Raw genomic sequence first — 24,489 nt, 5'->3', positions numbered from 1 at the left:
GAGCCAGAGTGTCAAACATAGCCGAACAAGTGATTACTACCTATCCACCTGCTGCACAAGCAAAAATCAGGGCACTGCGTAGCCTCGTTATGCAGGTTGCCAGTGAGCAAAACTTTGGCGCAGTGATTGAGGCAATAAAGTGGGGAGAGTTAAGCTTTAGTGTTAAATCGGGTAGTCCTTTCCGTATGGCTTGGAAAGCCAAAACGCCTACTAACTATCACCTTTATTTTCACTGTCAAACGAAGCTAGTTGATACATTTAGAGTACTATTTTCCGACGAGTTACAGTTTGAAGGAAACCGAGCGATAGTCCTTAAACTGGAAGAAGACATGCCAGCCGCGCTACTCTACCGCTGTATCGCCATTGCAATGGACTATAAAAACCTCAAAAACTTACCTTTACTCGGACAATAACAACCAATCTGGGTAAACCTTGCCAGGAGCGAAAAACCCACCGTTACCAATTTTTACAACCGTGTACTTCTTACCTGAATAAAACGTGAAAAATTTACCCCATTAAAACACGAAGATTAAAAACCAATTAAATTCAATAACTTAAAAATTTAAATTTGTGGTTCGAGCCTTGCTTACATAGTGATAGATAAACAATGTAGATGCATTTCGCCATTCAGCATTGGAAACCACCAAAACCAACTAGCGCAAATAACAACATTAGGAGCATAAAACATGACACCACAACCCGAGCTGCAAGATAGTTTTATTGATTTCGTGAACAAGCAGCAATTTCCATGCATTTGTGGTGGTAAAAGAGCCGAATTAGCGTTTAACCATGTTGAGGTTTTAGGTTTTGGCGATCTCACCTCAAGACACAACAACTTTAGTTTGATAACGAGCCTCTATTCTTTTGTCGAAAAGGTAGATTTTGACAGCATGAAAAGTGCCGCGTTTGTGGCGGTTTTTGAGCAGAGCCAACACTTAGATGACAGCGACTTTAATAAGTCTGTTTGGCGTAAACTGCAGGAATTGCAAAACCTAGTTTCGCAGAGCACGCCCAGAGGGCCGCATTCTCAATCGTCAGATTGCAGCAATAATTTTCATTTTAATTTGGATGGCGAGCCGCTTTATATCACTTGTTTAAGCCCTACAAGCGCATCGAGAAACAGAAAGTTTAAGTACCCAGCGATTGTTTTTAACTTAATGCCTCAGTTTGAGGTCCCACAGAGTTTCCGTGTCGTCGAATCACACGTAGAAACCCACAGAATTTAATGCACATTGTACCAACGGAGAGGAACTAGATATGAGCAACATCATGGTAATCGATTTTATTATTTACGTCGTCATTGGCATATTAACAACTTTGGGTTGTTTTGGCTTAATGAGTGCTTCAAGCGCTTATTCAAATCTAAGTAGCCCAACCAGTCGCACTAAGGCGAGTAAGGCTGCTGCAGTGCGGAGCTAAGCGATGCCGAATTCAAGCTTTGCTCCCTTTAACTACTCGCGGGAAAAGGGAGTATGCTTACATTTTTAAGCCACTCAAACTACTTACCGGCGGCAACTAAACCGGCGCCAAACCCAAAAAATACGCCACCGCTCACTTTGTTCATCATCGTCATACTCTTCGGTGACGACAATTTAGTCTTAGCAAGGCCAGAAAACACCGCATAAGAAATATGTACCATAAACACCAGCAGGCTAAAGGTAAAAACCAGCAACATAAATTGCGGCATAAAGGCATTTTCCACATTGATAAATTGCGGAAAGATAGACATAAAGAAAATAACAGCCTTAGGATTGGTGATCGAAACAAAAAAGCCTTCTAAAAAGCACTTTTTCATCGTACTTGCAGCAATAGACTTGCCTATTTTACTTTCACCTTTAGTTCGCCACATTTTGTAGCCTAAATAGAAAAGATATGCAGCGCCAATAAATTTAACGACCGTAAATGCCAACACCGAACTGGCTAAGATCACACCTAAACTTGATGCCGATACCGCGGCGACAATCAAAATCCCGAGCGCGACACCACAAATACCAGCTAAAGACTTGGCAAAGCCTCTTTGAATTGAGTTATTGATAGTCAGCATCACCGCAGGCCCTGGTAATAAAATTGTCGCCAAAGCGACACCTACAAACAGCAAATAATTGTCCAAAACATCAACCCCGCAAACATGTCCGATTCACACTCACTGCATCATCACACTAAATCATGAAGTTACAAAGTAATATGCGATAGGTGGGAGCTACGTACTGAGTTTATCAATGATATTCATCTTCGAACTCAGCCTTATCATTTCCCTATGCAATATGCGCTTGAATGAGCGCGACATAAAGTCGCCCCTACTAAAGTAAGTAGTTTAGAGCCAAAAAAATGCAGACTCATCGGTCTGCATTTTTATGCCAATTTGCTTAATTAAGTGAAATTGGTATTAGGGCCTGTTGATCTTTCAAGTTTGTTTTTGCAGCAGTTTGATTGGTATTTATACAAGGCAGAGCCTGCGTAGCATAGTTATTCTATGTAAGTTAGGCGATAACACAGTAGAAATGCCAATCAAGCGCTGCCCTTTGGGTTCCCCTGAGTGCGCTTTGTTCATTGTTGCTCAACTTTTGCTTAGATTACTAGGCGGCAAGTCGAGCGTCGCGATCAAAACACACTCAGGAGAACAAAAATCAAACAGCAAAGGTCAACAGGCCCTAGTGAACTGATGCGAAAAAGATCACTCAAAAGTATACCTCACACCAACCGAGTATCTTGGACCGTACTGACGAGCAAATAAGAATTGCTCTTCATAACGACCATATCCTTGCTCGGTTTCATTGTTTAAGTTTATACCTTCAAAGAACACCGTAAACTGCTCATCAATATCGTAATTCACACTCACGTCCCATTGACCGTAAGACTTGGCATATTGCGGTGGTGCATCTGCCGAGCCTTGCGCTTGACCTACCCCGATAAGATAAGCGTCACGCCATGCGTAGGTTAACTTCACCGATAACCCGTCTTTTTCGTAAAATGCTTGGAAGTTAGCCGAGTCACTCAACCCCGTCAGCGGTGCTTGCTGCACTAGGCTTTCACTATCAAACTCAACATCGCCATCAACAAAAGTTGCGTTAACACCAAGGCCAAAACCCGTTTCACCAAATAAGTGCTGTACCGCCACTTCAAAACCATCAACCGATTTACTATCGGTATTTTGTGGCTGGCTGATGTTCCATACCATCAATGGATCGTCACTGCTTGGTTCAATTTTACCATCGGCATTACCGTGACCATTGGCGAGCATTTGCGCAAAAATGGCATCACTGGTTGCCTGCTCTCCACGGGCTTCAATGTCTGCAATCGCTTGTTTATACCTTGGACCATTGTAAATATCGTAAAGACCTTCAATGGTGGTTTGCGTGATTGTGGTTTGAATAAAGTTATCGACCTCTTTTTTGAAGTAGCCAAGTGACGCGTAACTTCCTTCGTTGTAATAATATTCAAGTGAAAAATCTAGGTTTGTCGACTCAAATGGTAATAGATTTGTATTGCCTCGAGAGCCAGTTCTTGCTCCAGGTTTTGGGCTGCCTGACAAACTTCTGCCACCCGCAAGATTGCTAAGCGGCGCACGCGACATCGTTTTGCCCCAAGACGCTCGTGCAATTAAATCTTCGGTGATATCAAAACGCACATCGATCATCGGCAATAGAATGTCGTAATCCCCTTGCTGCGTTAAGAAGTTGTCATCACCGCCCGCAGCGTATTGCATAATCCATTCAGATGGACTGTCCCAATTCACTTGCGTTTCCACACGCTGACGCACCACACTTGTCACATCCGTTTGTTCATAGCGTAGGCCTGCGTTGATCTGCACAAAGTAGTCAGAAAATTCAAACTCCCATTTGGATTGCAAGTAGATGCTGTCAGTGGTTTCATCAACTCGACTTTGGCTATCTATGCCATCAAAATAGGCATCCGCCGAGTAGTAGTCAGCACCGATCACATCTTCTGTAAGATACGCAAGCTGCCTTGCAATAGCTTCATCAAAGTCATAAGTATAGTAATACCCCGGCTGTAGGTCACTGCCACCACCAGCGAATTGGTCTAGCAAATCGCCAGTTTCATGGCGCGTAAACATGCTATCTGGGAAAATTTCTTTAAACGAAGGATTAAAGCCCGGTCCTCCTCGTAGACCACTCCACGCTTCATATCCCCCAGTTGACTGTTCAGTGCGAGCTGCACCAAACTGCACACTCACTAGGCCAATATCAAAACTGTCGTTAAACCAAGTGGTATCAAGTTGCAACTGCTCGACCGTCGCCTCTCCGGGAGAATGGATAAATTGGCTAAAGTTAGAATCAATTTCACTTGCCATGAGTTCATTCGTGCCATTTTTCCAAAGCACATTTGCATGCGGTACTTCGCCCTGCCGATAATCATAAATCTTAGTGAGCAACTGATCTGAGCCTAAGATGATTTGACCATCACTACCCAAGCCTTTATCTGCGCCATTATCGGTTTCGTTTTTTGAGTCGTGATAATCAAGCTCTACATGCCAATTATCGTTAATTTGCCAGTCCAGATTTAAGCCAAGTGAACGCGCCTCGACTTCCGTCGTATTTCTATTTGCAGTGAACGACGCATCATTACCGCCAATATCGGCATAAACCGCGGTGCCATTGGCATCTAACTCATAGGCGTTAATGTTACCGCCAAACTCATTCCAAATACCCCACCCCACCGTATTAGAGCCAGTTACGGCAAGGCTTGCCGTGTAGTCTAAGGTGGCAACAAAGCCGTTAGTCGGTGCATATTGAAAGGTAACTTGACCGTTCGTTCTTTCTCGCTCTAGATCTTCGATGCCGTAGTTCATGTCTTTTGGAAAAAAGTAATTTCCGACTTTATTACCCTCGGCATCTTCAGCACGGCCATCAATGATTTTAGACGGGTCTAAATCAGGTAGATCAACATTGGCCTGCCAGCCCTGAATATTGGCTTGCTGCTTTTGAAAATCACGTTGCTGATGGGAGAAGGAAAATCCAAAACCAAAGGTTTCATCGGCAAAGGTATTACTATAAACCGCGGAAACCTCAGGTGTAACATCATCTCCCGCTTCGTTAGAGGTATCAACAATCGCCTTTGCTGTTGCGCTAAAGTGTTGCCCTGGGCGTTGTAGTGGCTTAGCCGTGACAATGTTGACCAAAGCCCCTAAACCGCCACTTGGTACATCAGCACGCCCGGTTTTATATACCTCAAGCGCACTCACGCCTTCAGCGGCTAGGTTTTCCAAGTTATACGAACGAGTATTACCTGTGCCCGGCATTTGACGACCATTTAATGTCACCAAGTTAAAATCAGGCCCAAAACCACGTACGGTAATTTGGCTGCCTTCACCGTTGGCGCGGCTGACCGAAACACCGGTGATCCGCTGTAAAGACTCGGCTAAGTTGGTGTCTGGAAATTTCCCCATTTCCTCTGCCGAAATGGCATCCATAACCCCCGATGCGGAGCGCTTTAAATCCATTGAACGGATCAAACTTCCGCGGATCCCTTTCACTTCGATCACTTCGACTTTTTCGGCTGCTTGTTGCTCTTCTGCTTGAGCTATGCTGACCATTCCCGCATTCATCGCTATTGCTAGCGACAACTGAACGGCAAGCTTACTTTTATTGAATTGTTTGTTATTCATGACTGCCCTGCGATTCTATTCTTGCTGCTGGATCACCGAGTTCAAAGCACTATTGGCGATCCACACTGGCTTATTGACTGACGATTTCAACATTGTCTATGCGGTAAACGGCGCCCTCGCCCATTCCCCAGCTGGGGAATACCATCAAGACATCAATGGCACTAATATCGAGTCCAGCATCGTACAAAGCTTGAAGTGGAAACGTATACGTTTGCCATTTGCCAACTTCTGGAGCTTGACCTTCAGCGCTTTGGTTCAGAGCAAGCTCTACCGCTGCACTGGCATCATTTGACTCAATTTTAAACAGCCATTGAGCGTCGATATTTGCAGGTGCTGAAGTCACTTTCATATCAAACTTAACTACGCCAGTTTCTAGTAAATGGGAAGCATCATAATAGACATCGTCATCCGCTAAGAACCCCATCACAGTTGGGGTTGCACCAATAACAAATTGCGCAACTTGACCATGGGCTGCATCTTCGTCGACTTCGATTGCGGGTGTAGAGCCACCACAGCAATCCCAAATTGACCACTGCTCAGCAGCTTGATCTTTGAATAAGCTTAGACCACCACTCGCCTTGTCACCGTCAGGATGAAAGATTTTTGCGTTATCAACACGATAAACCGCACCGCTACCTGAGCCCCAAGCTGGGAAAATCATCACCACATCAATTGCACTTGGATCAAGTCCTGCCTGAGCCAAAGCTTCAATTGAGAAAGTATAGGTTTGCCATTCACCAGCCTGTGGCGCTACACCCTCTTGTGATTCAGATAGTGGTAGCTCAACCGCACTCGCGGCGTTATCAGACTCAATTTTAAGTAGCCAAGGGGCATCAGGTGTTGACGGTAAGCTCATAACTTTCATCTCAAACTGTACTACGCCACCTGCTAAAATTGCAGTTGCATCAAACGGTTTTCCAGCTCCGCCCACTTCTGTTCGAGACGAAAACCCCATTACCGTTGGTGTGTCACCAATCGTGAATTCAGCAACAATACCATGCGTCGCATCGTCAGAGACTTCAGCCGGTGTCGAGCCACCACAACAATCCCAAAGCGGCCACTGCGCGTTAATGGCATTTTCAAATAAGGTCAACGAAGGTAAGTTTGTATCCTGTGCAATCTCAACCTTATCAACACGATAGATAGCACCATTACCAGCCCCCCATGCTGGGAAGATCATCACAACATCAATGGCTGACACATCAAGTCCTGCATCAGCTAACTGCTGTAGTGGGAAGGTATAAGTTTGCCACGAGCCTGCGGCTGGTGATTGTCCTTCAACGCTTGCAAAAAGATCGAGTTCAGCAGCGCTAGAAGCACCTTGGCTTTCGACTTTAAATTTCCATGCTGCGCTCGGGTCTGAAGGCATTTGTGTCACTTGCATATCGAACCGAATATAGCCCGCTTCTAGCATACTCGTTGCATCAAATGGCGAGGCTTTACCGCTTGGATCTGTGATAAATTCGGCACGGCTGGTAAAGCCATTTACGGTTGGCGTCTCACCGACCATAAACTCAACAACATTGCCACGGCTTTCGTCTGCAACCAATGCAGGCGTAGAGCCACCACAACAATCCCAAGCTGGCCAGTTAACATTAAAATTATCATCAAAGATGGTTAGGTTTTTAGCGGTACCCGAAGAAGGTGGCGACGGAATAGGTGCTTCGCCTTCGACTAACGCATCCTCAAGGTCGTCGTAGCCTGGACGCACCGTTTCACATCCTTTGCCCGTTTCAGGGTTAGAGCCGCATTCATACACTCTGACATAGTCAACCACAAACGATTGTCCGTTCACAAAGGCGTCCGAGTCGATACCTTTATTATTAACGTTTTCAGGCCAATCACCGCCAACGGCAAGGTTTAAGATAAGGTGAAACTGTTGATCAAAAGGCGCACTATCCCAATGAGTAACCAGCTCGCCTGAGCCTTGCTCGTAGTATTCAGCAAACCATCCACGGTGTTTTAAACCAACCGCTTCTTGCTTTGAGTTGTAACGAACTTCCGATTGACGTTGCGTGGCATAGAGATAACCATCAACGTACCAACGGATCTCACCCTCTTGCCACTCCACAGCATAGGTATGGAAGTCATCGGCTGGATTTACACCATCAGGTATGGCGTATGCTTTACCGGTGTGAACATTATTAGGCCAATCACGGCCGTAATGAAGCGTGCCATGCACGTTAGATTCAACCGAGCCGTCTTCATTAGCGACCTTGAGGTTTACCGCTTCCATAATGTCTATTTCACCAGACTTGGGCCAGCCACCGTAAACCTCATCCGTAGGCAACATCCAAAACGCGGGCCAACTGCCTTGCCCGCTTGGTAGCTTGGCCCGCATTTCGAATCTGCCATACTTAAAGTCAGCTTTATATTTGGTGTTCAATCTTGCCGAGGTATACGGCAGTTGTGCGCCTGCTTGCGCAGGGGTAGCGACAATATTCAGCATGCCATCGGCAATAAACGCGTTCTGTTCACTGTCGGTGTAACACTGTTTTTCATTATTGCCACCGCCGTCGCAATTTACCTCGTGCGTCCACTTAGATGTGTCTATCGCATCGCTATCAAATTCATCGCTCCACACTAGCGTCCAGTCTGAAACCGGCGCTGTGGTATCAACGGATTTATAATTAGTTTCTGTCTCGGCGCTTCCGCCACATCCCGCTATGATAGCCACAGAGATTGCGGTACATAGCCTTGTTAATTTTCTTGCTGCAATTTTCATCAGTTACCCCGATGCAAAACGTCGTTGTCAAATGGTTGAATGCTAAGAACTTTATTATTTAACCTGAGGCTTAGATAAGCCGTCGATTAACTCATCGTTTCTCAGAGCAGGTTATTTAGCTATACGCTGGAAGACTACTCAGCGCGTTCCTAGCAACAAATGTAAGCGCTTACAAATGGAGTTAAAAAAACAAACGCAAAATGTAAGCGCTTTCACAAAAGTAAACTAAGTTAATTTATTCGTCAATATTAAATTGTCATAAGGTGAAAATCTGCATGATATAAATACACACTTAACAGATCAGTAGCATCTAATAAAACCGTAGCAGAAAAAGCCGTAAAGGGGCTTTACATGTTTACGCAATCGTTACGTCAAGATAAATCATACGCTTTAGCTTGGTTGACAATACGGTTAAATTCACTGAGATTATCGAACCTGAGCTTCGGATAATTAATGCCTTTCTAGCAGCCAGTTTTAGCGCTAACTGCGTTGAATTCACTTCCAATAGCCAGCTATTGGTGCGTAAATTCGTCTTGTTATCCCCAAAACTCTCTGGCTAGACAAGGGAATAATTTTACGTGAGTTAAAAACAATGAATCAGCTCATTCCTTATCCAAACCTCAGGTTGAGAGCAAAAAATTAGGGTCATGTTATGAAATCATATTTCCTTTTAGTTGCAGCGGCAGGTGTTATGAGTGGTTGCATGACCACCAAGCCAAGCAGTAACCAGCGCCTCTGTGAAACGACACTGCACAATTACATAAAATATCGAGATTCGGGTTCAGCACAAGCATACCAAAGTGTTTTTACACAGGATGCAACATTTAGTATCCCAGCACTCAGTATCAATATTACTGGTGCTGAAGAAATAACAATAAGGCAGCAACAAGCCATAAAAACAACAAAAAGTATGCACATGATAACCAGTGCCGATATTCAACCTATCGAGGCAAATAAGTTTAGTGCTAAAAGCTACTTTGTTCTTTATCAGCAGCCAAAATCTCAATCAGATGCCCCAATCACCGTATTTAACGGAGTGTATGAAGACGAGCTTAAAGTAATCGATGGCCGATGCTTAATCAATCACCGCCTTGTTAACGTGATCAAAAAAGAGACTTGGCATTAGGCGTTATTAACCCAGTTATTGTTTGTGGCATTGTGCAATTTTGTACAAGACTTTTTGAGTGAAGACAGATACGCTTTTCATCAATGGGGGAGAGAATTATGCAACACTCAAAGTTTAGTTTTCATCGTGAACTCGGTGGCCTAGAAGTACTACACAACATTGATAAGCAGGAAGACTTTGGTAGACATAGCCACAGCGGCTATACGCTTGCCTTAGTGGATAGTGGTGCACAGCGATTCTACCGCAGTGGCAGTGAACACTTAGCTAGTCAGCATAGTGTCATTTTGATTAATGCAGAGCAGGTGCACGATTGCAGAAAGGCGTCAAAAGATAAGTCTTCGTACCGCTCACTCTACCCAACGCCTGAACTATTTAATCAGTTTCTTGGTGATGGCAAGGCAATGGCTCCTTTTTTCCATGATGCAGTGGTACACGACCGAGCGCTTGCGGCACTCATGGACACCACTTTTAACGTCTTAGAATGTGATACCAGCGTACTTGAAAAGCAGTCTCAACTTATTACTCTGCTATCTTATTTAAGCAATAAGCAAGGCAAAGTCACATTCGATACAAAAATCCCTTCGGTGAAGCAGCGAATTACCACAGCACGCCATTTTCTTTTGGATAATTTATTTGAAGATGTATCACTCGACTCCTTAGCGAGCCTTGTCGGCATGAGTCCCTTTTACTTTATTCGCGTATTTAAGGCCCACACTGGCCTCACTCCCCATGCCTTTCAAATACAACACCGGCTTAATCATGCCAAGGCATTACTGCGCAGTGGCAAAAGTGTTTCCCATGCAGCGTTAAGCGTAGGCTTTTATGATCAAAGCCACTTCAACCGTCATTTTAAAAAGAATATGGGGATCACTCCCAGTCAATATAGCAAGGCTTGTTAATATGAAAGTCGCAGTATGCAAAGGCTTTTGGGATATGTTGCCATTAAATCTCGCCGTACTTCCTTGGGGAATATTGTGTGGCTCCCTTGCCGTGCAAAATGGCTTTACGCCGCTCGAAGCACAGTTAATGTCGTTATTAGTTTTTGCAGGCTCGGCGCAGTTAGTGGCAATAGAACTTATTGCCAAAGACACCGCGCTTATCACCTTGCTTGCGACTACCTTTATTATCAGCGCGAGACATTTACTCTACGGCCTTGCTATCCGCAACAAAATGATAGATAAGCCCCTTAAATGGCGTGGCCCCATTGCGTTTTTTCTCACTGACGAATTATTTGCGTTTTCCCATCACCACCGTGCCTATCAAGGCAAACTTCGGCTCGTGTATGCGCTCATCGCAGGTGGTAGCTTTTATGTTGCATGGAATCTGTGGACGCTCATTGGTATTGTCGCAGGTCAGTTTTTACCTGACTTGACCAACCTTGGCTTAGACTTCGCGATTGCGGCAATATTTATTGCTTTAGTGGTCCCGAGTATTAACGCATTACCCGTGTTATGCGCCTGTTTAACGTCGGCCGTAACTATCTTAGTGTTCAAACTGATCCATTTTGAATTTGGTTTAATCGCCTCAGCGCTGCTCGGAATGTCGGTAGGATATGTGCTACAAAGTAAAAAGGAGCGTGTATGATCACCACTATTTTAGCCATGGCTTGCGTCACGTTTGCAACTCGATATTTATTTTTGGCAAAACAACTGCCTTTTACTATCGGCCCTAAACTACAGCGCTTTTTAAGCTTTAGCGCCCCTTGCGTATTGACCGCTATTTGGGTGCCCATTGTATTTATTCAAGACAAGCAACTTGCCATCACGCCAAGCAACCCCTATTTGGTCGCCGCAACGGTTGCGGTAATACTGGCGTTTCGCTTTAAAAACCTCTATGTCACCACGTTTGGGAGTCTAGCTGTGTTTTATCTGCTGTACTAAATGCGAAATGGTTACGGCCGTTGGATTAAATCCCAAACGCATAAGTGCAGCTTCATCGTCTGCTTTACTCACGCAAGCCAAAGCGCGCTGGTTTAGCGCTTCGAAGCGCCCCGTCACATGGGCTTCACGGCCAATCGCAGCAAGTGGAAATACCATATCGCCTTGCTCAACTTCGATATTTACGTCTAGGCCATTTGCTACTCGCAGCGTCATCCAGCAACCTAACTTTCTGCAAACATGAGTGACCACTCCTTTTACGGTCACAAGGTTTGTTGTGTAGTCATTGAGATTTGGCAATATGTGCTCTGCCTCGACTAACTTAGACATGTCTGCGCCACCGGCAAATTCTAGCGGGCTTGAAAAGCTAAACCGAGAAAATACCGCCAAAGAGAGTGCTGTTAGTTTTATCGTATCCTTCATCATTGCGACTCCATAGCTTTTATCACTATTTACCTCATCAATTGCTTACTCCTATAAAAAGTTATGGAGCATCAATCATATAGCTATATAAAAGTACAATTCGCAACTAAAATCAACACAAAAGTTAATAAAAGGTAAATTTAGAAGTTAAATGTTTTTGAAATTGACGCCACAAATGTAGAATCTGCATAAGAATCAATGTCATTGCTTTCATAACCCAATGAAAAAGACCAAGTACTAATCGAGTAAGTTCCAGTTAGATGCCAGTGGGTATAGTCATCATCACCCAACTCCCATTCGTATTTATCACTATCAAAGCTCATTGAATGATCAACCCCGAGCGTCAGTAACCACCGATCTGTGATTGGGATACTATGCGTGAGCATCACTATCCCGTGAGCAGCCCCTGTTCCAAAGTAATCCCATGCATACCAAAAGTCTAAATTTGTCTGGCCATAATTAAACTTTGCAAAGGCTTCTGCATAGTTGTAATCAGAACTCACATCATCACCATGATAGGTATATTGGGAGAGGCCAACATCAAGCTTTAATTTTTCAGTTAGCGTAAATTTGTAGCCACCATACAGATCTCCTTCTAAATCCGTACCATCACCAAAATCTACTTGAGACACCCAGCCTCCAGCATACCAACCACTTTTTCCAAACCAATCGAGACTAACTTGCAGCGCTTCGTCTTCCTTAGTTTGACTCACGCCGTTAAATAAATAATCGGAAGCCAATGTTACGGTAGAAGATGTCGCCGCATTGACAAATAGTGGAGTAAACAACAATGGCAGCAGCCAGTATTTTTTCATCTTTAAAATCACCCTTTAATTGCAGTCATTTCAAGCATAGACCGCCGTTCCCGCCCTGTCACTGACACAGTTTCATCCGCTTTTTAACGTGCTTGGTATGATTCTTTTTTCGTTTCATAAGCGTCTGGCTGGCGGTAACAACAAAAGCACTTATTGATGCTATAAGGCGATTAAGCAGGCACATAAAGTACGCTGTGAGTTATCAATAAATCACTCCGCTTGCAGGACAGCGCGTAGAGGTTCTGTTAGGATGCGTTTTTTGCCTGTAGAACCTTTGGAAAAGCCCTTGAAATTGTCATTTATGTTTCGCTTACTGGTGTTATCCGCGCTGCTGTTTACGCTGACAACTCAGGCCGAGTCTGTTTATATACAAGCCGGGCCGGGGAGTTTTAATCATGCCGCACTTGACCTACTCGCCAACCGCCAGTCGCAGGAGTATGAGCGTTTTTACTCGGGCACCCCGGAGCATACTTATGCCAATGCCGCACAAGCGCAGAGCTGGGCCTTTAGCGCGCTGGCCAACTCCACTATTGAAGGACAACTGGTCCCAGCCATTGTCAATGCGATGCGTAACTACAAGGTAACGGAGCTGAGTGCTGCTGTGTATATCCCTATCGAAATGTGTGTTTTTGGATTGAAAAAGACAACTAAAATTACGCATGCAGCATCCCACCCGGCAGCCCTGAACCAAATTGGTCATTGGCTCAATGCTCATCAGGTACAAACCAAGCCCGTGCCCAAAGGCACCAACGAAGCGGCTCGCTTACTTGCAAATGGGCAATTTGACCAAAACACCGTTGCCGTAGGTAGCTGCGCACTTAAAGTGGTTTACCCAGAGCTGATACTGCGCGAAGTAAGCATTCAGGATAACGCGGATAACCATACGCTGTTTGGTCTGATGAAAGTGGAGAAACGGTCTCAGCCGATAAGCGAAGATGAAGCTCGCACCGCGCTGGCGCAGGTCGTTGAAAAGGCAAATACATTGGTCAAAACGCGAACAGACTCTGCTGAGGTGCTATTCTCACATATCAACCAACGTCTTGCTCAGATGCAGCCTGTAGCACTGTTTAAAGCACAACAACACAGGCCAATTGAAGACTTATCCCGTGAAGCCACTGTGCTCTCAAAAGCGCTAGAGCAAGCCCGCCAGCAATGTCTGGATAGTGCAAGCGTTGAGGCGTTTTTCCAAGCACAAATGGATGCTGCAAAAGCTATTCAATACAGATACCGGGCACAATGGCTGGCTGAAGGCGTACCAAACGAAGATGCCAATTTGGATCAGCTAAGAAGCACATTAAATCAGCTTGGTGCAGCCATTCTTGAAACACTGATCCAGCATCTTGCCAAGCACGGTAACCTCACGGATGAACTGGCAGGCTTGTTTAACCAAATAATAAACACCGAACAGCTCTTTGCAAACGACAAAACTAGACTCTTTTCGGCACTGCAAAAGGTACGCAGGGTGGATAACTGCACTATCACTGCTTCATAAACAAATTAGCAATAAGTCGGATTAGCTGATGTCTTGACTGATCATGATTACACCAACGACATCAGCCATAAGACAATGGTTTTAAAAGAACTACCCTCTTGTTTTGGCTGCTTGACGGCTTTCCATTGCATTGATGCCCTGAATATCTGGGCCTGTTGAGCTTTCATTTTGCTTTTCACTCTTTAATTTCAGTCACTTCACGCAAAGAACCGTTTTATTGATCTGCATCCATTTACATTCACCCCGGCAAAGATAATAATGAGAATGATTTTTAATTAAGGAGTTAAATATGAAAACCTCTCTTTCCATCACTTTGCTTAGCCTAGGTGTCTTTCTGTTTTCTCATACTGCATCGGCAAACGAATGTGAACTCAGCATCGAAGCCAACGACATGATGCAGTTTTCTAAAAAATCACTCAGTGCGCCATCTAGCTGTAAAGAAATTTCAGTCACGTTAAAGCATACGGGCAAACTGCCAGCCACCACCATGGGCCACAACTGGGTGTTGAGCAAAGCAGCAGATGTTCAAGCCGTTGCAACCGATGGTATGTCGGCAGGTGCAAATAATAGCTATGTAAAGCCAAACGACAGTCGCGTTTTAGCCGTATCAAAGGTGATTGGCGGTGGCGAGAAAACCACAGTGACCTTCTCTACTGAGCAGTTAAAGCAAGGTGACAGCTACAAGTTCTTCTGTTCTTTCCCGGGCCATTTCGCCATTATGCAAGGCACTTTTACACTTAGCTAAAAGTGCTACAGAGCAGGGATCAAACCGTGACTTCCTGAAGCCTCACAGCGCAGCCCTGCTTTTGCCATATCATTAATTTATCTAATTTGTGACAATTATTACTCAAGCCTTGAAGAACATACCTATAATCATTACAATCAATTGCAAACAATAATGATTATCACCATCATGAGCTTTTTCTCAATTATACCATTTTGGTTTGCCGCAGTGTTACTCTACTTGGCAAGCCCTAAACAACGATTTTTGGCTTCATCTATTAGTAGACTCGCAGCATATCCTTTAGCCACTCTACTAATTTTGTCCGGACTTGGTATTTTAACTGTGCAATATCCTGTTATCTCTGCGATGTTAGCAGCACTTGTTATCTTGATGTTTAGTTTAGTTTCAGTAACTTTGTTAAGTGGGTATTCAATAAGACGTTTCTATCTCAGTTCAGCATTAGTCTTCTTGTTATCTCTATTTGTAGGGGGAATAAGTTATGTGGCCTAAAACCTTACTTGGATTTTCATTGGGATTATTACTGTCTATTTCTTTGGTGCTAAACCTCAACTTGTTACTACCATTTTCTGAATCGGCAAAACTCATGCTGGGTCTGATCTTAGCATTTCCTATCTGGGCGGGTTTTATCGTATGGAGCTACGCATTTCCAAGTGCAAAAGCAGCCTGCAAGCCGTTATTTGCTATTTTTATCCCTTCGCTGCTACTAAATACAGCATTATTGTTAATGAGATAAACAATGAAAAACCAAACACTAAAATCATTAACCGAAGCGCACGCCTGGATTGGACTCATTATTTCAACGGTATTATTCATCGTTTTTATCACAGGCTCACTTAGCCTATTTAGAGATAATATTCGGGGTTGGGAGCGTGCACCTCTGGCTGTACAATCAAACGAGTCAATAACCACAATTTCTTATGACAACGCCATAAACTCTATTCAACAACAATACGATGTTGATACCGATCATGGCTTTTTTATGCGAGAGCCTACGCCGCATAATCCGTTTATTGAAGTATATTTTGCAACCCATTTAGATCAGCCCCACCCGATCACGGGGGAGGATCATCAGGATCAACACCTATTGATATCACCGCAATCTGGTGAGGTACTTGCTGACGCCGATAAGTTTGAGTTTTCTACGTTGCTTTTTGAACTCCATTTCGATTTGGGGTTAGGTAGGCCTGGACTCTATTTTGTTGGAGTGATTACGTTATTTTTCTTCGTTGCTATACTAAGTGGCGTTGTGATCCATTGGCGTAAAATTGCTAAAAACTTCTTTCAATATCGCGCCGAAGGTAAAAAAGACAAATGGCTGGATGCTCATAACCTGATTGGCACGATGGGCCTACCTTTTCACATTATGTACGCCTTCACAGGGCTTGTTTTCAACCTCGTGATTATCTACCAGATTTCATACGCCGTGCTGCTCTATGGTGGCAACCAAACTGCATTACTGCAAGCAGCTGGATTTAACGAGCCAAAAATTGAGGCCATAAACCAAATACAACCCATGCAAGGCATCGATCAACTAAGAGCTCAAGCACAGGCTAAGCTTGGGGATGTTACCTTTACTATGGTTGAAATTAGCCACTTTGGTGACAAGAATGCGGTGGTGGGCTTTACAGCAAAAAGCAATGATGCTTTCTCTAATATTAAAGAAATTCAGTATAAGCTAAGTGACAGCTCGCAAGTTTACCTCACAGAAAACAACTATGATAATGCGGTACGAGCGGGACTCTCTACCATTGCAAGCCTCCACTTTGGTGATTTTGCTGGATATGGCATGCGACTGGCGTTTTTATGCCTTGGTCTTGCAACCGCCTACTTAATTGTTACTGGCAATTTGATGTGGATTGACAAACGAGCAAAGCAGAAAAAGCAAAGTCCTAAAAGCCTAATGTTTGTCAAAAGACTGACCAGCGGCAGTTTTATTGGGGTGATTTTAGCGGTTGCTGTTGGCTTTACATTAACCACTTTACTTCCTGCGACGCATGCCGACAAATTAGAAACCGTCAAGTCCTCTATGTTTATAGCCTTTTTCTTCGCCCTGATAAGTAGCCAATTTGCCAAAGATGTTTTGTCCTTTAGCAAGGTGTTATTAGGACTAAGTGGGATTTGCTATTGTTTAAGTTTAGTGATGAATTTGGCCTACTTCGGTAACCAATACAACTTATTACCGCTACAAACTAAAGTAGACTTCGCGATTGTAATTGGACTAATAGCACTAATGGCCTTGATCTGTTGGAAGGCAGTGTCACGGATCAACGCCGCAGCGCAAACCACAAGCGCAACTTCGTCAGAACGAACTTCGCACCAAACTGCGAACTAAAAAAGCGGGCTTACATAGCCCGCTTTGTCTTACTCTCACAGGGAAACAATGTGAAGTTAAAACTCTGTCTTAAATCTTAGGTAGTACTCACGACCCAAATATAAAGATGAATGAATGGGATCTGCGTTATTTCCATTACCCGTCGCAAAAGGCGGCGCTTCATCCAGTAGATTGTTAACGCCCAGCGTAATTTGAGTATCAACAGAGTCTAAATGGTAGGTTACTTGAGCATTATGTGTCAGCGTGCTATCAACGGTATTGGTAAAGTTAACGATTTGGTCGCCTTGTTTAACCGATACTTCTTCTAACATTGAATCGATGTAGTAACTTTGCCAACTTGCGCTAAAGCCGTCATGCTGCCAATTAAGTGCAAAGTTAACTCTGTGCTCAGGCACCGCCATCTGGCCATTAACGCGCTGTCCGGCTCTGTCTTTGGTTGCAAGGCCTGGTTCAATGACTTCATGTTTACTCACAAATGACCAGTTTAGTGCGGTACTCAAATCACCAAATGAAAACTGCCCGATGTCAAAACGAACTTCCGCGTCCACCCCTTGACGGTTTAACGCATTGAGGTTTTCATTAAACACATCAACACCGGTGATCACCCCCTGAAACTCACCAGATTGAACACGATGTACAGAGTCGCAGTACAAACCATTATTCATACATTCACTCAATTTAGTCACCGCGCTAATGTTACCAATGGCATCTTTTAATTGGATGTCATAAAAATCTAAGGTGATTGAACCGTTAGTAAGCCAGCTCGGCTGATAAATCACCCCAAGTGTTTTGCTCGTCGCGGTTTCTGGTTCAAGTTCGGTGTTACCGCCAGTATTAGTTCTGATCTGTCCGATCGTTTCTCGGTAACTGCCATCAGCGGGAACGCCTGTGCTGACACAGTTTTGGTTTGGATTTGCTACGGCACAAGGATCGTCGCCATTTTCAAAACCAGGTAACCTTCCTTTATAAAGTTCCACCACATTAGGCGCTCTAAATGCTTGTGACCAAGTCCCTCTAAAACTCAACTGCTCATTCAACGCCCAAAATACGCCCACTTTTGAATTGGTGGTCGAACCAAACGTATCAAAGTCTGAATATCGAGTCGCGAGATTTAACTCTAGGTTCTGCGCCCAATCGTGGTCTGATAGTAGTGGTACGACAGCTTCTAGGTAGGCTTCATTGAGCGAATATTCGCCGCCAGTTGGTCTACCTAATCCATCCGTGACTAAAATATTAATAGAAACGGCATCTGTTTGATTACGCGCCTCAACTTTTTGATTTTCGATGCCAAAAGACACACCTAGGTCGCCCGCAGGCAAACTCGCCACTACGCCACTTAGGTTCGCGCTGGCGATTTTAATCTGGTTATGACCTTGTTGGATCCCCGGCCAATCACCAGAGAGATAATTTAGCATGTCCTCGGAAATTTCGGAGTCGGTACCGGGTTGGCCAAAGATATTAAGCGGCACACAACCCGCAATTAGCGCATCCGGTGTAGCACCACAGCGCAGCACGCCTTGATCATCAAAATGGGTAGGACCGACCGCATTTTTAGCCGCAGGCCAATTGAATATGCCGGTTTTTAGTCGTTTGTTTGAGTTGCGACCAAAATTGTAGGCCAACTCCCAGCTCCAATCTGCATTAAAATCACCAGAGAGCGCCATCACAATACGGTACTGGCTGTTTTCCACATGGTTCATACGGCCATTGGTTTCTACCATTCTGCGACGCCAGTCATTGATGGCATAAGGATTACCATCTTTGTCTTTCGGACCAAATTGTTGGTTGTAATAGTTATCAGGAGAGTAAGTGAAATCTAAATACCCACCCCAAACTGGAACTAGTGGCTGAGGCGCACCATTGGTAGTGGATTTTCGATGCGAATAAAGCGCCTCGAAATTGAATACCACGTCATCCGAAAACTTCAAATTGCCAAGATCATACTCGCCAAACGCACTCATGCTATAGCGTTCAAAAGGCGTTTGTAGCAAGCTAGGCTCTTGGTAGTTGTATAAATCATTTTGTGCAAGTGATGCATCGGAGATAGTTTCACGCCACTCGCCATATTCTGGGCCTCGGGTAACAAATATTTCCTTACCGTTTTCATCCGTGACTTTTAGGTTACTCCATGGCATTGCGGAACTACCGCCTTGGCCGTAACTGCCATCCGGATTAAGTGTTAAATCATAGCGGCTAAAGTCTCTGTCGCCAGCATACACTTCTTGTTTTTCATCGTAGCTGGCACTCACCATAAAACGCCCTTTATCGCCAACAATCCCTGTTACAAGTTCCAAAGAAGTCGTATCAGCATCGCCTTCAGCGGATTGGCCAATTGAGCCACTGACCTCAAAAATATCGCCCGTTTGGCGAGTAATAATGTTTACGACACCAGACACCGCATCAGAGCCGTAAATAGAAGAGGCACCGTCCAATAGAATTTCAACACGTTCAATAATCGCTGTAGGTATAGCACTTAGGTCAACCGCAGCATCCGCGCCATTTCCCCCGTTTGGTAAGCGGCGGCCATTTAGCAAGACCAACGTGCGCTGTGCACCTAGACCGCGTAAGTCGAAGTTTGTCACGCCCGACGTATTTTCATTTTGAGAAGCATTAGGAGCACTGGCGGAAACCGTTAGATTTTGCAGCATATCACCAATATTTTTAAACCCGGTTTGCTCAATATCCGATCTAGATATTGTGGTTACCGCGCCGGGTTTACTTAGGTTTGCCCGCGCGATACGCGACCCCGTTACCATAATCTTTTCAACGGGTTCCGACGCTGCTTCCTCGGCAAACACAGGGGCCGTCCACACCATAGCGCCCGAACCACACAAGCTGGCGATTGCCAACGCCAAAGTCGTTTTTTGTTTTGTTATTGTCATAACGGTTTCCTTTGTAACGTTCCAAATTATAGTTAGACGCTGACGATAGAAAGTTTCTTATTATCACTATAGGAAATGAAATAGGTTATTTATTGCGCCTTTTTATACTGATAACACAATTAAATCGTTCCAACAAACAATTCTAGACGATTTGCGCAATATTTATTTACTTTTATTGAATATTCAAGCGTCTAATTAAAAATCATGTAATCAGTCAGATTTGGCATGTTCACTACCCAGAGAGTCACAAATGTCGCCACTCTCTTGGTATTCAATATTGGCCTTTAAGGCCACCTAAATCTGGTAAAAAGCACTTATCGGGACTACCTTTATCTAGGGCCTGTTGACCTTTGCTGTTTGATTTTTGTTCTTCTGAGTGTGTTTTGGTCGCGACGCTCGACTTGCCGCCTAGTAATCTAGGCAAAAGTTGAGCAACAATGAACAAAGCGCACTCAGATGAACCCAAAGGGCAGCGCTTGATTAGCATTTCTACTGTGTTGCCCCACAAGGATGTGGGGTAAGGTGACTTTGCAGGAGCACAAAGTCTTTATCGCCAGACTTACATAGAGTGACTATGCTACGCTGGCTCTGCCTTGTATAAATACCAATCAAACTGCTGCAAAAACAAACTTGAAAGATCAACAGGCCCTAGGGTTTATTGGTCTTTACGATTTGATTTTTGTTCCTCTGAGCGTATTTTGCTCGCGGCGTACAACTTGCCCTATGTATACATCAATCAAACTGCTGCAGAAACAAACTTGAAAGATAAACAGGCCCTAGCAATCTTCCGTCATCGAACAAACAAGGATCTCCCATGGATAAGAAGCAAAACACACCATCGATTTGTCCTTTTGCACATGGTGCAAATACGTCGTCAGAGCATAGCGAGCACCAGTGGTGGCCAAATAGCCTGAACTTAGACATATTGCATCAGCACGATACGAAAACCGATCCGATGGATGCCGATTTTGATTACAAAAGCGCATTTAACAGCCTCGATTACCCCGCCCTGAAGAAAGATCTCGAGCAACTTATGACAGACTCGCAGCCATGGTGGCCCGCAGATTGGGGACACTATGGAGGATTAATGATCAGAATGGCATGGCACGCTGCGGGCAGTTATCGTGTTGCGGATGGTCGCGGTGGTGCAAACACGGGTAATCAGCGCTTTGCTCCGCTAAACAGCTGGCCGGACAACGGAAACTTAGATAAAGCCCGGCGTTTACTTTGGCCGATTAAAAGAAAGTATGGCAATCGTATTTCTTGGGCCGATTTAATCGTGCTGGCGGGCAACGTTGCTTATGAGTCGATGGGATTCAAAACCTTTGGTTTTGCCGGTGGCCGAGAAGATATCTGGCATCCAGAAAAAGACACCTACTGGGGCAGCGAAAAAGAGTGGCTGGCTCCCTCCAATAATTCAAACAGCCGCTATAGCGGTGAACGCGATTTAGAAAACCCGCTTGCCGCTGTGATGATGGGTCTTATCTACGTTAATCCTGAGGGCGTAGATGGTAATCCCGATCCGTTAAAAACAGCTGAAGATATGCGTGTTACCTTCGCTCGAATGGCAATGAACGATGAAGAAACCGTTGCCCTAACCGCTGGCGGACACACTGTGGGAAAAGCGCACGGAAATGGCAATGCCGATGAATTAGGCCCGGCACCAGAAGGCGCGGACTTGCATGAACAAGGTTTTGGTTGGATGAATCATAGCTCGCGTGGCATTGGCTCTGATGCAGTAACCAGTGGTATTGAAGGCGCTTGGACGACGAACCCAACTCAATGGGACAATGGCTACTTCTACTTGCTGTTAACGTACGAGTGGGAGCAGACCAAAAGCCCTGCGGGTGCATGGCAATGGCAGCCTATTAATATAAAGGAAGAAGATAAGCCGGTTGATGCTGAAGACGCATCCAAACGCTGCATGCCGATGATGACAGATGCCGATATGGCGCTGAAAATGGACCCTGCTTATCGTAAAATTTCAGAGAAGTTCTATGCCGATCCCGACTATTTTAACGATGTTTTTGCAAGAGCGTGGTTTAAGCTAACCCATCGCGACCTTGGCCCAAAAAGCCGTTATCTAGGCCCAGAAGTCCCTAACGAAGACCTGCTATGGCAAGACCCCGTCCCCAGCGTTAACTACACTCTAAACGACAGTGAAATTAGCGCACTCAAGCAACAAATTCTAGCAACCAATGTGACGCTTTCAGAATTAGTAGCCACCGCGTGGGATAGTGCTAGAACGTTTAGATATTCCGATTTTAGAGGGGGTGCAAATGGTGCGAGGATCCGCCTAGCCCCGCAAAAAGATTGGCTTGGAAATGAGCCGGAGCGTCTAGCGAAAGTACTTGCGGCATTAGAAACCGTGCAAAGTAATTTTACGCCTACCGTAAGCATGGCCGATCTAATCGTATTGGGTGGCTGCGCTGCCGTTGAACAAGCGGCTAAAAATGCCGGTGTATCAATCCAAGTGCCTTTTGCCGCTGGGCGAGGCGATGCCACAGACGAGCAAACCGACATTGAGTCATTTGATGTATTAGAGCCTGTACATGACGGTTTTCGCAATTGGCAAAAACAGCACTACAGCGTAAAACCAGAAGAAATGCTACTTGATAAAGCTCAACTGTTGGGCCTCACAGCCAAGGAAATGACCGTACTGATCGGCGGAATGCGCGTGCTAGGCACCAATCACGGGCAAACATCGCATGGCGTATTTACCGATAACGTTGGCACTTTGAGTAATGACTTTTTCGTCAACTTGACCGATATGGCATATCGCTGGGAGCCAAGTGGAGAGAACCTATATGAGATAAAAACACGCGACACGGACACGGTAAAATGGACTGCGACTCGCGTTGATCTTGTCTTTGGTTCTAATTCTATTTTGCGCGCTTACGCCGAAGTGTACGCACAAGATGATAGCAAAGAGAAGTTTGTCCGTGACTTTGTTGAGGTATGGACCAAAGTAATGAATGCAGACCGATTTGACCTAAAATAGCTGCTTATAACTCAGCCTAGCCACTGGTGCGTATATAACAGTGGCTTGGCCTGTTTATCCTATCCGCTTTATTTTTTGCAGTACTCAACTCGCCGCCTTATGGGCCAAGCTAAAGTTAACCAAGAACATATAAAATCGCTATTTCAACATGCGCTAAGCTCAGCCACAATCCAATCTCGAAACGCCTTTAATTTAGGCCACTCAAAATGGCGCTCTGGTGCGACCAAGTAATACCGATATTCACATAACCATGCAAAGTCGGGATAGATTTCTAATTGACCTAGCTCTAAAGATTGATTCACTAAACGTCGACGTAACAAAGAAAACCCCTGCCCTGCCACCGTTGCTTGCTGTACCAACGCCGCATTATCAATTTTGAGATTACTGAATGTATGACCACTCAAATCCAGTTGTTTGTTTAGTTCAAGCCACGCATGCTCATTATCCCGGCCTTCATCATAGATAAAATTGAGTTTAGATAGCTGTTCTCGCAACGGTTTATTTGGGTCAATTAATCCAGGACGGTAGGCAAGGACTAACTCATCCTCCGCGATGAGCTCGCTTTTCAGTCCTGGATAGTTACCAAATCCAAAGCGGATCCCAATATCAATATCGTCGTGGTTAAAATCGGCGAGTTGCTCGGTTGGATCAATACGTAGCTGGTAGTCTGGTAATGCTTTGTTGAAGCTCGCCAACCTTGGCAACAGCCAACAAGTAGCAAATGAAGGCAAAACCGACAGGTTAATGGTGTTTGGGTTAGGATCTGATTTTAACGTCGACAAGCCCATTTCCATTTGCCCAAAGGCCTTGTGTAAGTAAGGCAACAAGTCTTGTCCTTGCTGAGTTAGCAATACCTTTCTTGTTTGTCGTTCAAATAACATACAACCAAGCTGTTGCTCAAGGGTTCTTATCTGTTGACTCACAGCGGCTTGAGTCACAAATAAGGCTTCCGCCGCCTGCTTAAAACTGCCTAATTCCGCCGCCGTTTTAAAATACCAAAGTCCTTTGAGTGGAGGTGATTTCATTCGTCATCTTACTTAATTAAAACTTAACTATAGGTCAGAATTTCTAGTTTGTCAGTTTTATGAATGCACACAATACTTAGCAGTGAAATCAGAGACGGAAGGAGTCTTTATCATGAAATACGCAATTATTCTTGCATTTCCTCTAGCAGCACTCGCATCAACATCCGAGCAGGTACAAACTGAAAAAGTATTTACTGATGCGGGATACCCCTACAAAAACTTAATCATGAAGGCCGAAAAAGTGGAGCTTGTTTATTCAGAAGAGCAAAACAAAACGACCTGTCGAGTTAAGGTCTATAGCGGTGATGTACTTCATGAAGGGAAGCCTATGGAGATATCGGCTAAAACGTTTTCAACCGATCCCGTCAAGGGCTGTCTTGCCCGACAAAACGCCAAACACATTTTAAGCTTGCTTTAATA

At 44.6% G+C, this 24,489-nt stretch carries 21 protein-coding genes; 13 read left to right on the top strand and 8 right to left on the bottom strand.

The genetic code is table 11. The features are described from left to right. The first annotated feature begins 8 nt into the window (after nt 1-8). Complete coding sequence (locus tag L3V43_RS16690; RefSeq protein WP_235367852.1) at nt 9-413, top strand: DUF1801 domain-containing protein; 405 nt, start codon at nt 9-11, stop codon at nt 411-413. Between the two features lie 273 nt (nt 414-686). Beyond that, a complete protein-coding gene (locus L3V43_RS16685; RefSeq protein ID WP_235367853.1) occupies nt 687-1,226 on the top strand; it encodes a YqcI/YcgG family protein in 540 nt (179 codons plus the stop codon). 272 nt (nt 1,227-1,498) lie between these two features. On the opposite strand, the gene L3V43_RS16680 is transcribed toward L3V43_RS16685, so the two are convergent. From L3V43_RS16680 to L3V43_RS16670, 3 genes are all read right to left on the bottom strand, one after another. Continuing rightward, a complete protein-coding gene (locus tag L3V43_RS16680) occupies nt 1,499-2,077 on the bottom strand; it encodes a LysE family translocator (RefSeq protein ID WP_237116970.1) in 579 nt (192 codons plus the stop codon). 597 nt (nt 2,078-2,674) lie between these two features. Beyond that, a complete protein-coding gene (locus tag L3V43_RS16675; RefSeq protein WP_237116971.1) occupies nt 2,675-5,626 on the bottom strand; it encodes a TonB-dependent receptor in 2,952 nt (983 codons plus the stop codon). Nucleotides 5,627-5,696: 70 nt separating this feature from the next. Continuing rightward, nucleotides 5,697-8,351: a glycoside hydrolase family 16 protein gene (locus tag L3V43_RS16670; protein ID WP_237116972.1), complete on the bottom strand. Its 2,655-nt coding sequence runs from the start codon at nt 8,349-8,351 to the stop codon at nt 5,697-5,699. A gap of 652 nt (nt 8,352-9,003) precedes the next feature. Between L3V43_RS16670 and L3V43_RS16665 the strand changes: the two genes are divergently transcribed. The 4 genes from L3V43_RS16665 to L3V43_RS16650 all read left to right on the top strand — a co-directional run bounded on the left by L3V43_RS16665 (nt 9,004) and on the right by L3V43_RS16650 (nt 11,357). Further along, a complete protein-coding gene (locus L3V43_RS16665) occupies nt 9,004-9,477 on the top strand; it encodes a nuclear transport factor 2 family protein (RefSeq protein ID WP_010607479.1) in 474 nt (157 codons plus the stop codon). Nucleotides 9,478-9,575: 98 nt separating this feature from the next. Continuing rightward, on the top strand, nt 9,576-10,376 hold the full coding sequence (locus tag L3V43_RS16660) for an AraC family transcriptional regulator (RefSeq protein ID WP_237116973.1): 801 nt from the start codon (nt 9,576-9,578) through the stop codon (nt 10,374-10,376). A gap of 1 nt (nt 10,377) precedes the next feature. Beyond that, entirely contained in the window at nt 10,378-11,061 is a 684-nt protein-coding gene (locus L3V43_RS16655; RefSeq protein WP_010607477.1) for an AzlC family ABC transporter permease, read from the top strand. Then, on the top strand, nt 11,058-11,357 hold the full coding sequence (locus L3V43_RS16650) for an AzlD domain-containing protein (protein WP_039491726.1): 300 nt from the start codon (nt 11,058-11,060) through the stop codon (nt 11,355-11,357). The genes L3V43_RS16655 and L3V43_RS16650 overlap by 4 nt, the downstream gene beginning before the upstream one ends. On the opposite strand, the gene L3V43_RS16645 is transcribed toward L3V43_RS16650, so the two are convergent. Further along, nucleotides 11,331-11,780: a DUF4920 domain-containing protein gene (locus tag L3V43_RS16645; protein WP_102058560.1), complete on the bottom strand. Its 450-nt coding sequence runs from the start codon at nt 11,778-11,780 to the stop codon at nt 11,331-11,333. The genes L3V43_RS16650 and L3V43_RS16645 overlap by 27 nt on opposite strands. A 137-nt stretch (nt 11,781-11,917) precedes the next feature. After that, nucleotides 11,918-12,592: a TorF family putative porin gene (locus L3V43_RS16640; protein WP_237116974.1), complete on the bottom strand. Its 675-nt coding sequence runs from the start codon at nt 12,590-12,592 to the stop codon at nt 11,918-11,920. A 286-nt stretch (nt 12,593-12,878) separates the two neighbouring features. Between L3V43_RS16640 and aroQ the strand changes: the two genes are divergently transcribed. The 5 genes from aroQ (at nt 12,879) to L3V43_RS16615 (ending at nt 17,161) form a co-directional block, all read left to right on the top strand. After that, a complete protein-coding gene (gene aroQ, locus L3V43_RS16635) occupies nt 12,879-14,084 on the top strand; it encodes a gamma subclass chorismate mutase AroQ (protein ID WP_237116975.1) in 1,206 nt (401 codons plus the stop codon). Nucleotides 14,085-14,373: 289 nt separating this feature from the next. Then, nucleotides 14,374-14,829 (top strand): azurin, encoded by a 456-nt coding sequence (gene azu, locus L3V43_RS16630; RefSeq protein ID WP_237116976.1) that lies wholly within the window; start codon nt 14,374-14,376, stop codon nt 14,827-14,829. A 153-nt stretch (nt 14,830-14,982) separates the two neighbouring features. Further along, nucleotides 14,983-15,318, top strand: coding sequence for a hypothetical protein (locus L3V43_RS16625; RefSeq protein ID WP_157782821.1), 336 nt, complete (start codon nt 14,983-14,985; stop codon nt 15,316-15,318). Further along, nucleotides 15,308-15,562: a hypothetical protein gene (locus L3V43_RS16620; protein WP_010607471.1), complete on the top strand. Its 255-nt coding sequence runs from the start codon at nt 15,308-15,310 to the stop codon at nt 15,560-15,562. Before L3V43_RS16625 ends, L3V43_RS16620 begins: the two co-directional genes overlap by 11 nt. A gap of 3 nt (nt 15,563-15,565) precedes the next feature. Then, nucleotides 15,566-17,161, top strand: a complete 1,596-nt coding sequence (locus tag L3V43_RS16615) for a PepSY-associated TM helix domain-containing protein (RefSeq protein ID WP_237116977.1) — start codon at nt 15,566-15,568, stop codon at nt 17,159-17,161. A gap of 56 nt (nt 17,162-17,217) precedes the next feature. Here L3V43_RS16615 and L3V43_RS16610 read toward each other — a convergent pair whose 3' ends face one another. Both L3V43_RS16610 and L3V43_RS16605 read right to left on the bottom strand, forming a co-directional pair. Further along, nucleotides 17,218-20,043, bottom strand: coding sequence for a TonB-dependent receptor (locus tag L3V43_RS16610; RefSeq protein WP_237116978.1), 2,826 nt, complete (start codon nt 20,041-20,043; stop codon nt 17,218-17,220). A gap of 271 nt (nt 20,044-20,314) precedes the next feature. Beyond that, complete coding sequence (locus L3V43_RS16605; protein WP_102058554.1) at nt 20,315-20,530, bottom strand: hypothetical protein; 216 nt, start codon at nt 20,528-20,530, stop codon at nt 20,315-20,317. 327 nt (nt 20,531-20,857) lie between these two features. Here L3V43_RS16605 and katG point away from each other — a divergent pair, with 327 nt between their 5' ends. Next, on the top strand, nt 20,858-23,044 hold the full coding sequence (gene katG, locus L3V43_RS16600; protein ID WP_102058553.1) for a catalase/peroxidase HPI: 2,187 nt from the start codon (nt 20,858-20,860) through the stop codon (nt 23,042-23,044). A 143-nt stretch (nt 23,045-23,187) separates the two neighbouring features. Here katG and L3V43_RS16595 read toward each other — a convergent pair whose 3' ends face one another. Then, complete coding sequence (locus L3V43_RS16595; RefSeq protein ID WP_010607467.1) at nt 23,188-24,069, bottom strand: LysR substrate-binding domain-containing protein; 882 nt, start codon at nt 24,067-24,069, stop codon at nt 23,188-23,190. 112 nt (nt 24,070-24,181) lie between these two features. On the opposite strand from L3V43_RS16595, the gene L3V43_RS16590 reads away from it, so the two are divergent. Next, the gene (locus L3V43_RS16590) at nt 24,182-24,487 is read left to right on the top strand and encodes a hypothetical protein (protein ID WP_010607466.1); all 306 of its coding nucleotides are present in this window, start codon (nt 24,182-24,184) and stop codon (nt 24,485-24,487) included. Nucleotides 24,488-24,489 lie beyond the last annotated feature (2 nt).

This window comes from Pseudoalteromonas sp. L23, assembly GCF_021728455.1.
Classification (GTDB): domain Bacteria; phylum Pseudomonadota; class Gammaproteobacteria; order Enterobacterales; family Alteromonadaceae; genus Pseudoalteromonas.
This window is presented reverse-complemented; position numbering and strand designations above follow the sequence as displayed.

What these genes read in the sequence shown, in the direction of transcription:
- L3V43_RS16685 (WP_235367853.1), top strand. Translation starts at nt 687, where the DNA reads ATGACACCACAACCCGAGCTGCAAGATAGTTTTATTGATTTCGTGAAC.
- L3V43_RS16675 (WP_237116971.1), bottom strand. Translation starts at nt 5,626, where the DNA reads ATGAATAACAAACAATTCAATAAAAGTAAGCTTGCCGTTCAGTTGTCG.
- L3V43_RS16670 (WP_237116972.1), bottom strand. Translation starts at nt 8,351, where the DNA reads ATGAAAATTGCAGCAAGAAAATTAACAAGGCTATGTACCGCAATCTCT.
- L3V43_RS16665 (WP_010607479.1), top strand. Translation starts at nt 9,004, where the DNA reads ATGAAATCATATTTCCTTTTAGTTGCAGCGGCAGGTGTTATGAGTGGT.
- L3V43_RS16660 (WP_237116973.1), top strand. Translation starts at nt 9,576, where the DNA reads ATGCAACACTCAAAGTTTAGTTTTCATCGTGAACTCGGTGGCCTAGAA.
- L3V43_RS16655 (WP_010607477.1), top strand. Translation starts at nt 10,378, where the DNA reads ATGAAAGTCGCAGTATGCAAAGGCTTTTGGGATATGTTGCCATTAAAT.
- L3V43_RS16650 (WP_039491726.1), top strand. Translation starts at nt 11,058, where the DNA reads ATGATCACCACTATTTTAGCCATGGCTTGCGTCACGTTTGCAACTCGA.
- L3V43_RS16645 (WP_102058560.1), bottom strand. Translation starts at nt 11,780, where the DNA reads ATGATGAAGGATACGATAAAACTAACAGCACTCTCTTTGGCGGTATTT.
- L3V43_RS16640 (WP_237116974.1), bottom strand. Translation starts at nt 12,592, where the DNA reads ATGAAAAAATACTGGCTGCTGCCATTGTTGTTTACTCCACTATTTGTC.
- azu (WP_237116976.1), top strand. Translation starts at nt 14,374, where the DNA reads ATGAAAACCTCTCTTTCCATCACTTTGCTTAGCCTAGGTGTCTTTCTG.
- L3V43_RS16625 (WP_157782821.1), top strand. Translation starts at nt 14,983, where the DNA reads ATGATTATCACCATCATGAGCTTTTTCTCAATTATACCATTTTGGTTT.
- L3V43_RS16620 (WP_010607471.1), top strand. Translation starts at nt 15,308, where the DNA reads ATGTGGCCTAAAACCTTACTTGGATTTTCATTGGGATTATTACTGTCT.
- L3V43_RS16615 (WP_237116977.1), top strand. Translation starts at nt 15,566, where the DNA reads ATGAAAAACCAAACACTAAAATCATTAACCGAAGCGCACGCCTGGATT.
- L3V43_RS16610 (WP_237116978.1), bottom strand. Translation starts at nt 20,043, where the DNA reads ATGACAATAACAAAACAAAAAACGACTTTGGCGTTGGCAATCGCCAGC.
- L3V43_RS16605 (WP_102058554.1), bottom strand. Translation starts at nt 20,530, where the DNA reads ATGCTAATCAAGCGCTGCCCTTTGGGTTCATCTGAGTGCGCTTTGTTC.
- katG (WP_102058553.1), top strand. Translation starts at nt 20,858, where the DNA reads ATGGATAAGAAGCAAAACACACCATCGATTTGTCCTTTTGCACATGGT.
- L3V43_RS16595 (WP_010607467.1), bottom strand. Translation starts at nt 24,069, where the DNA reads ATGAAATCACCTCCACTCAAAGGACTTTGGTATTTTAAAACGGCGGCG.
- L3V43_RS16590 (WP_010607466.1), top strand. Translation starts at nt 24,182, where the DNA reads ATGAAATACGCAATTATTCTTGCATTTCCTCTAGCAGCACTCGCATCA.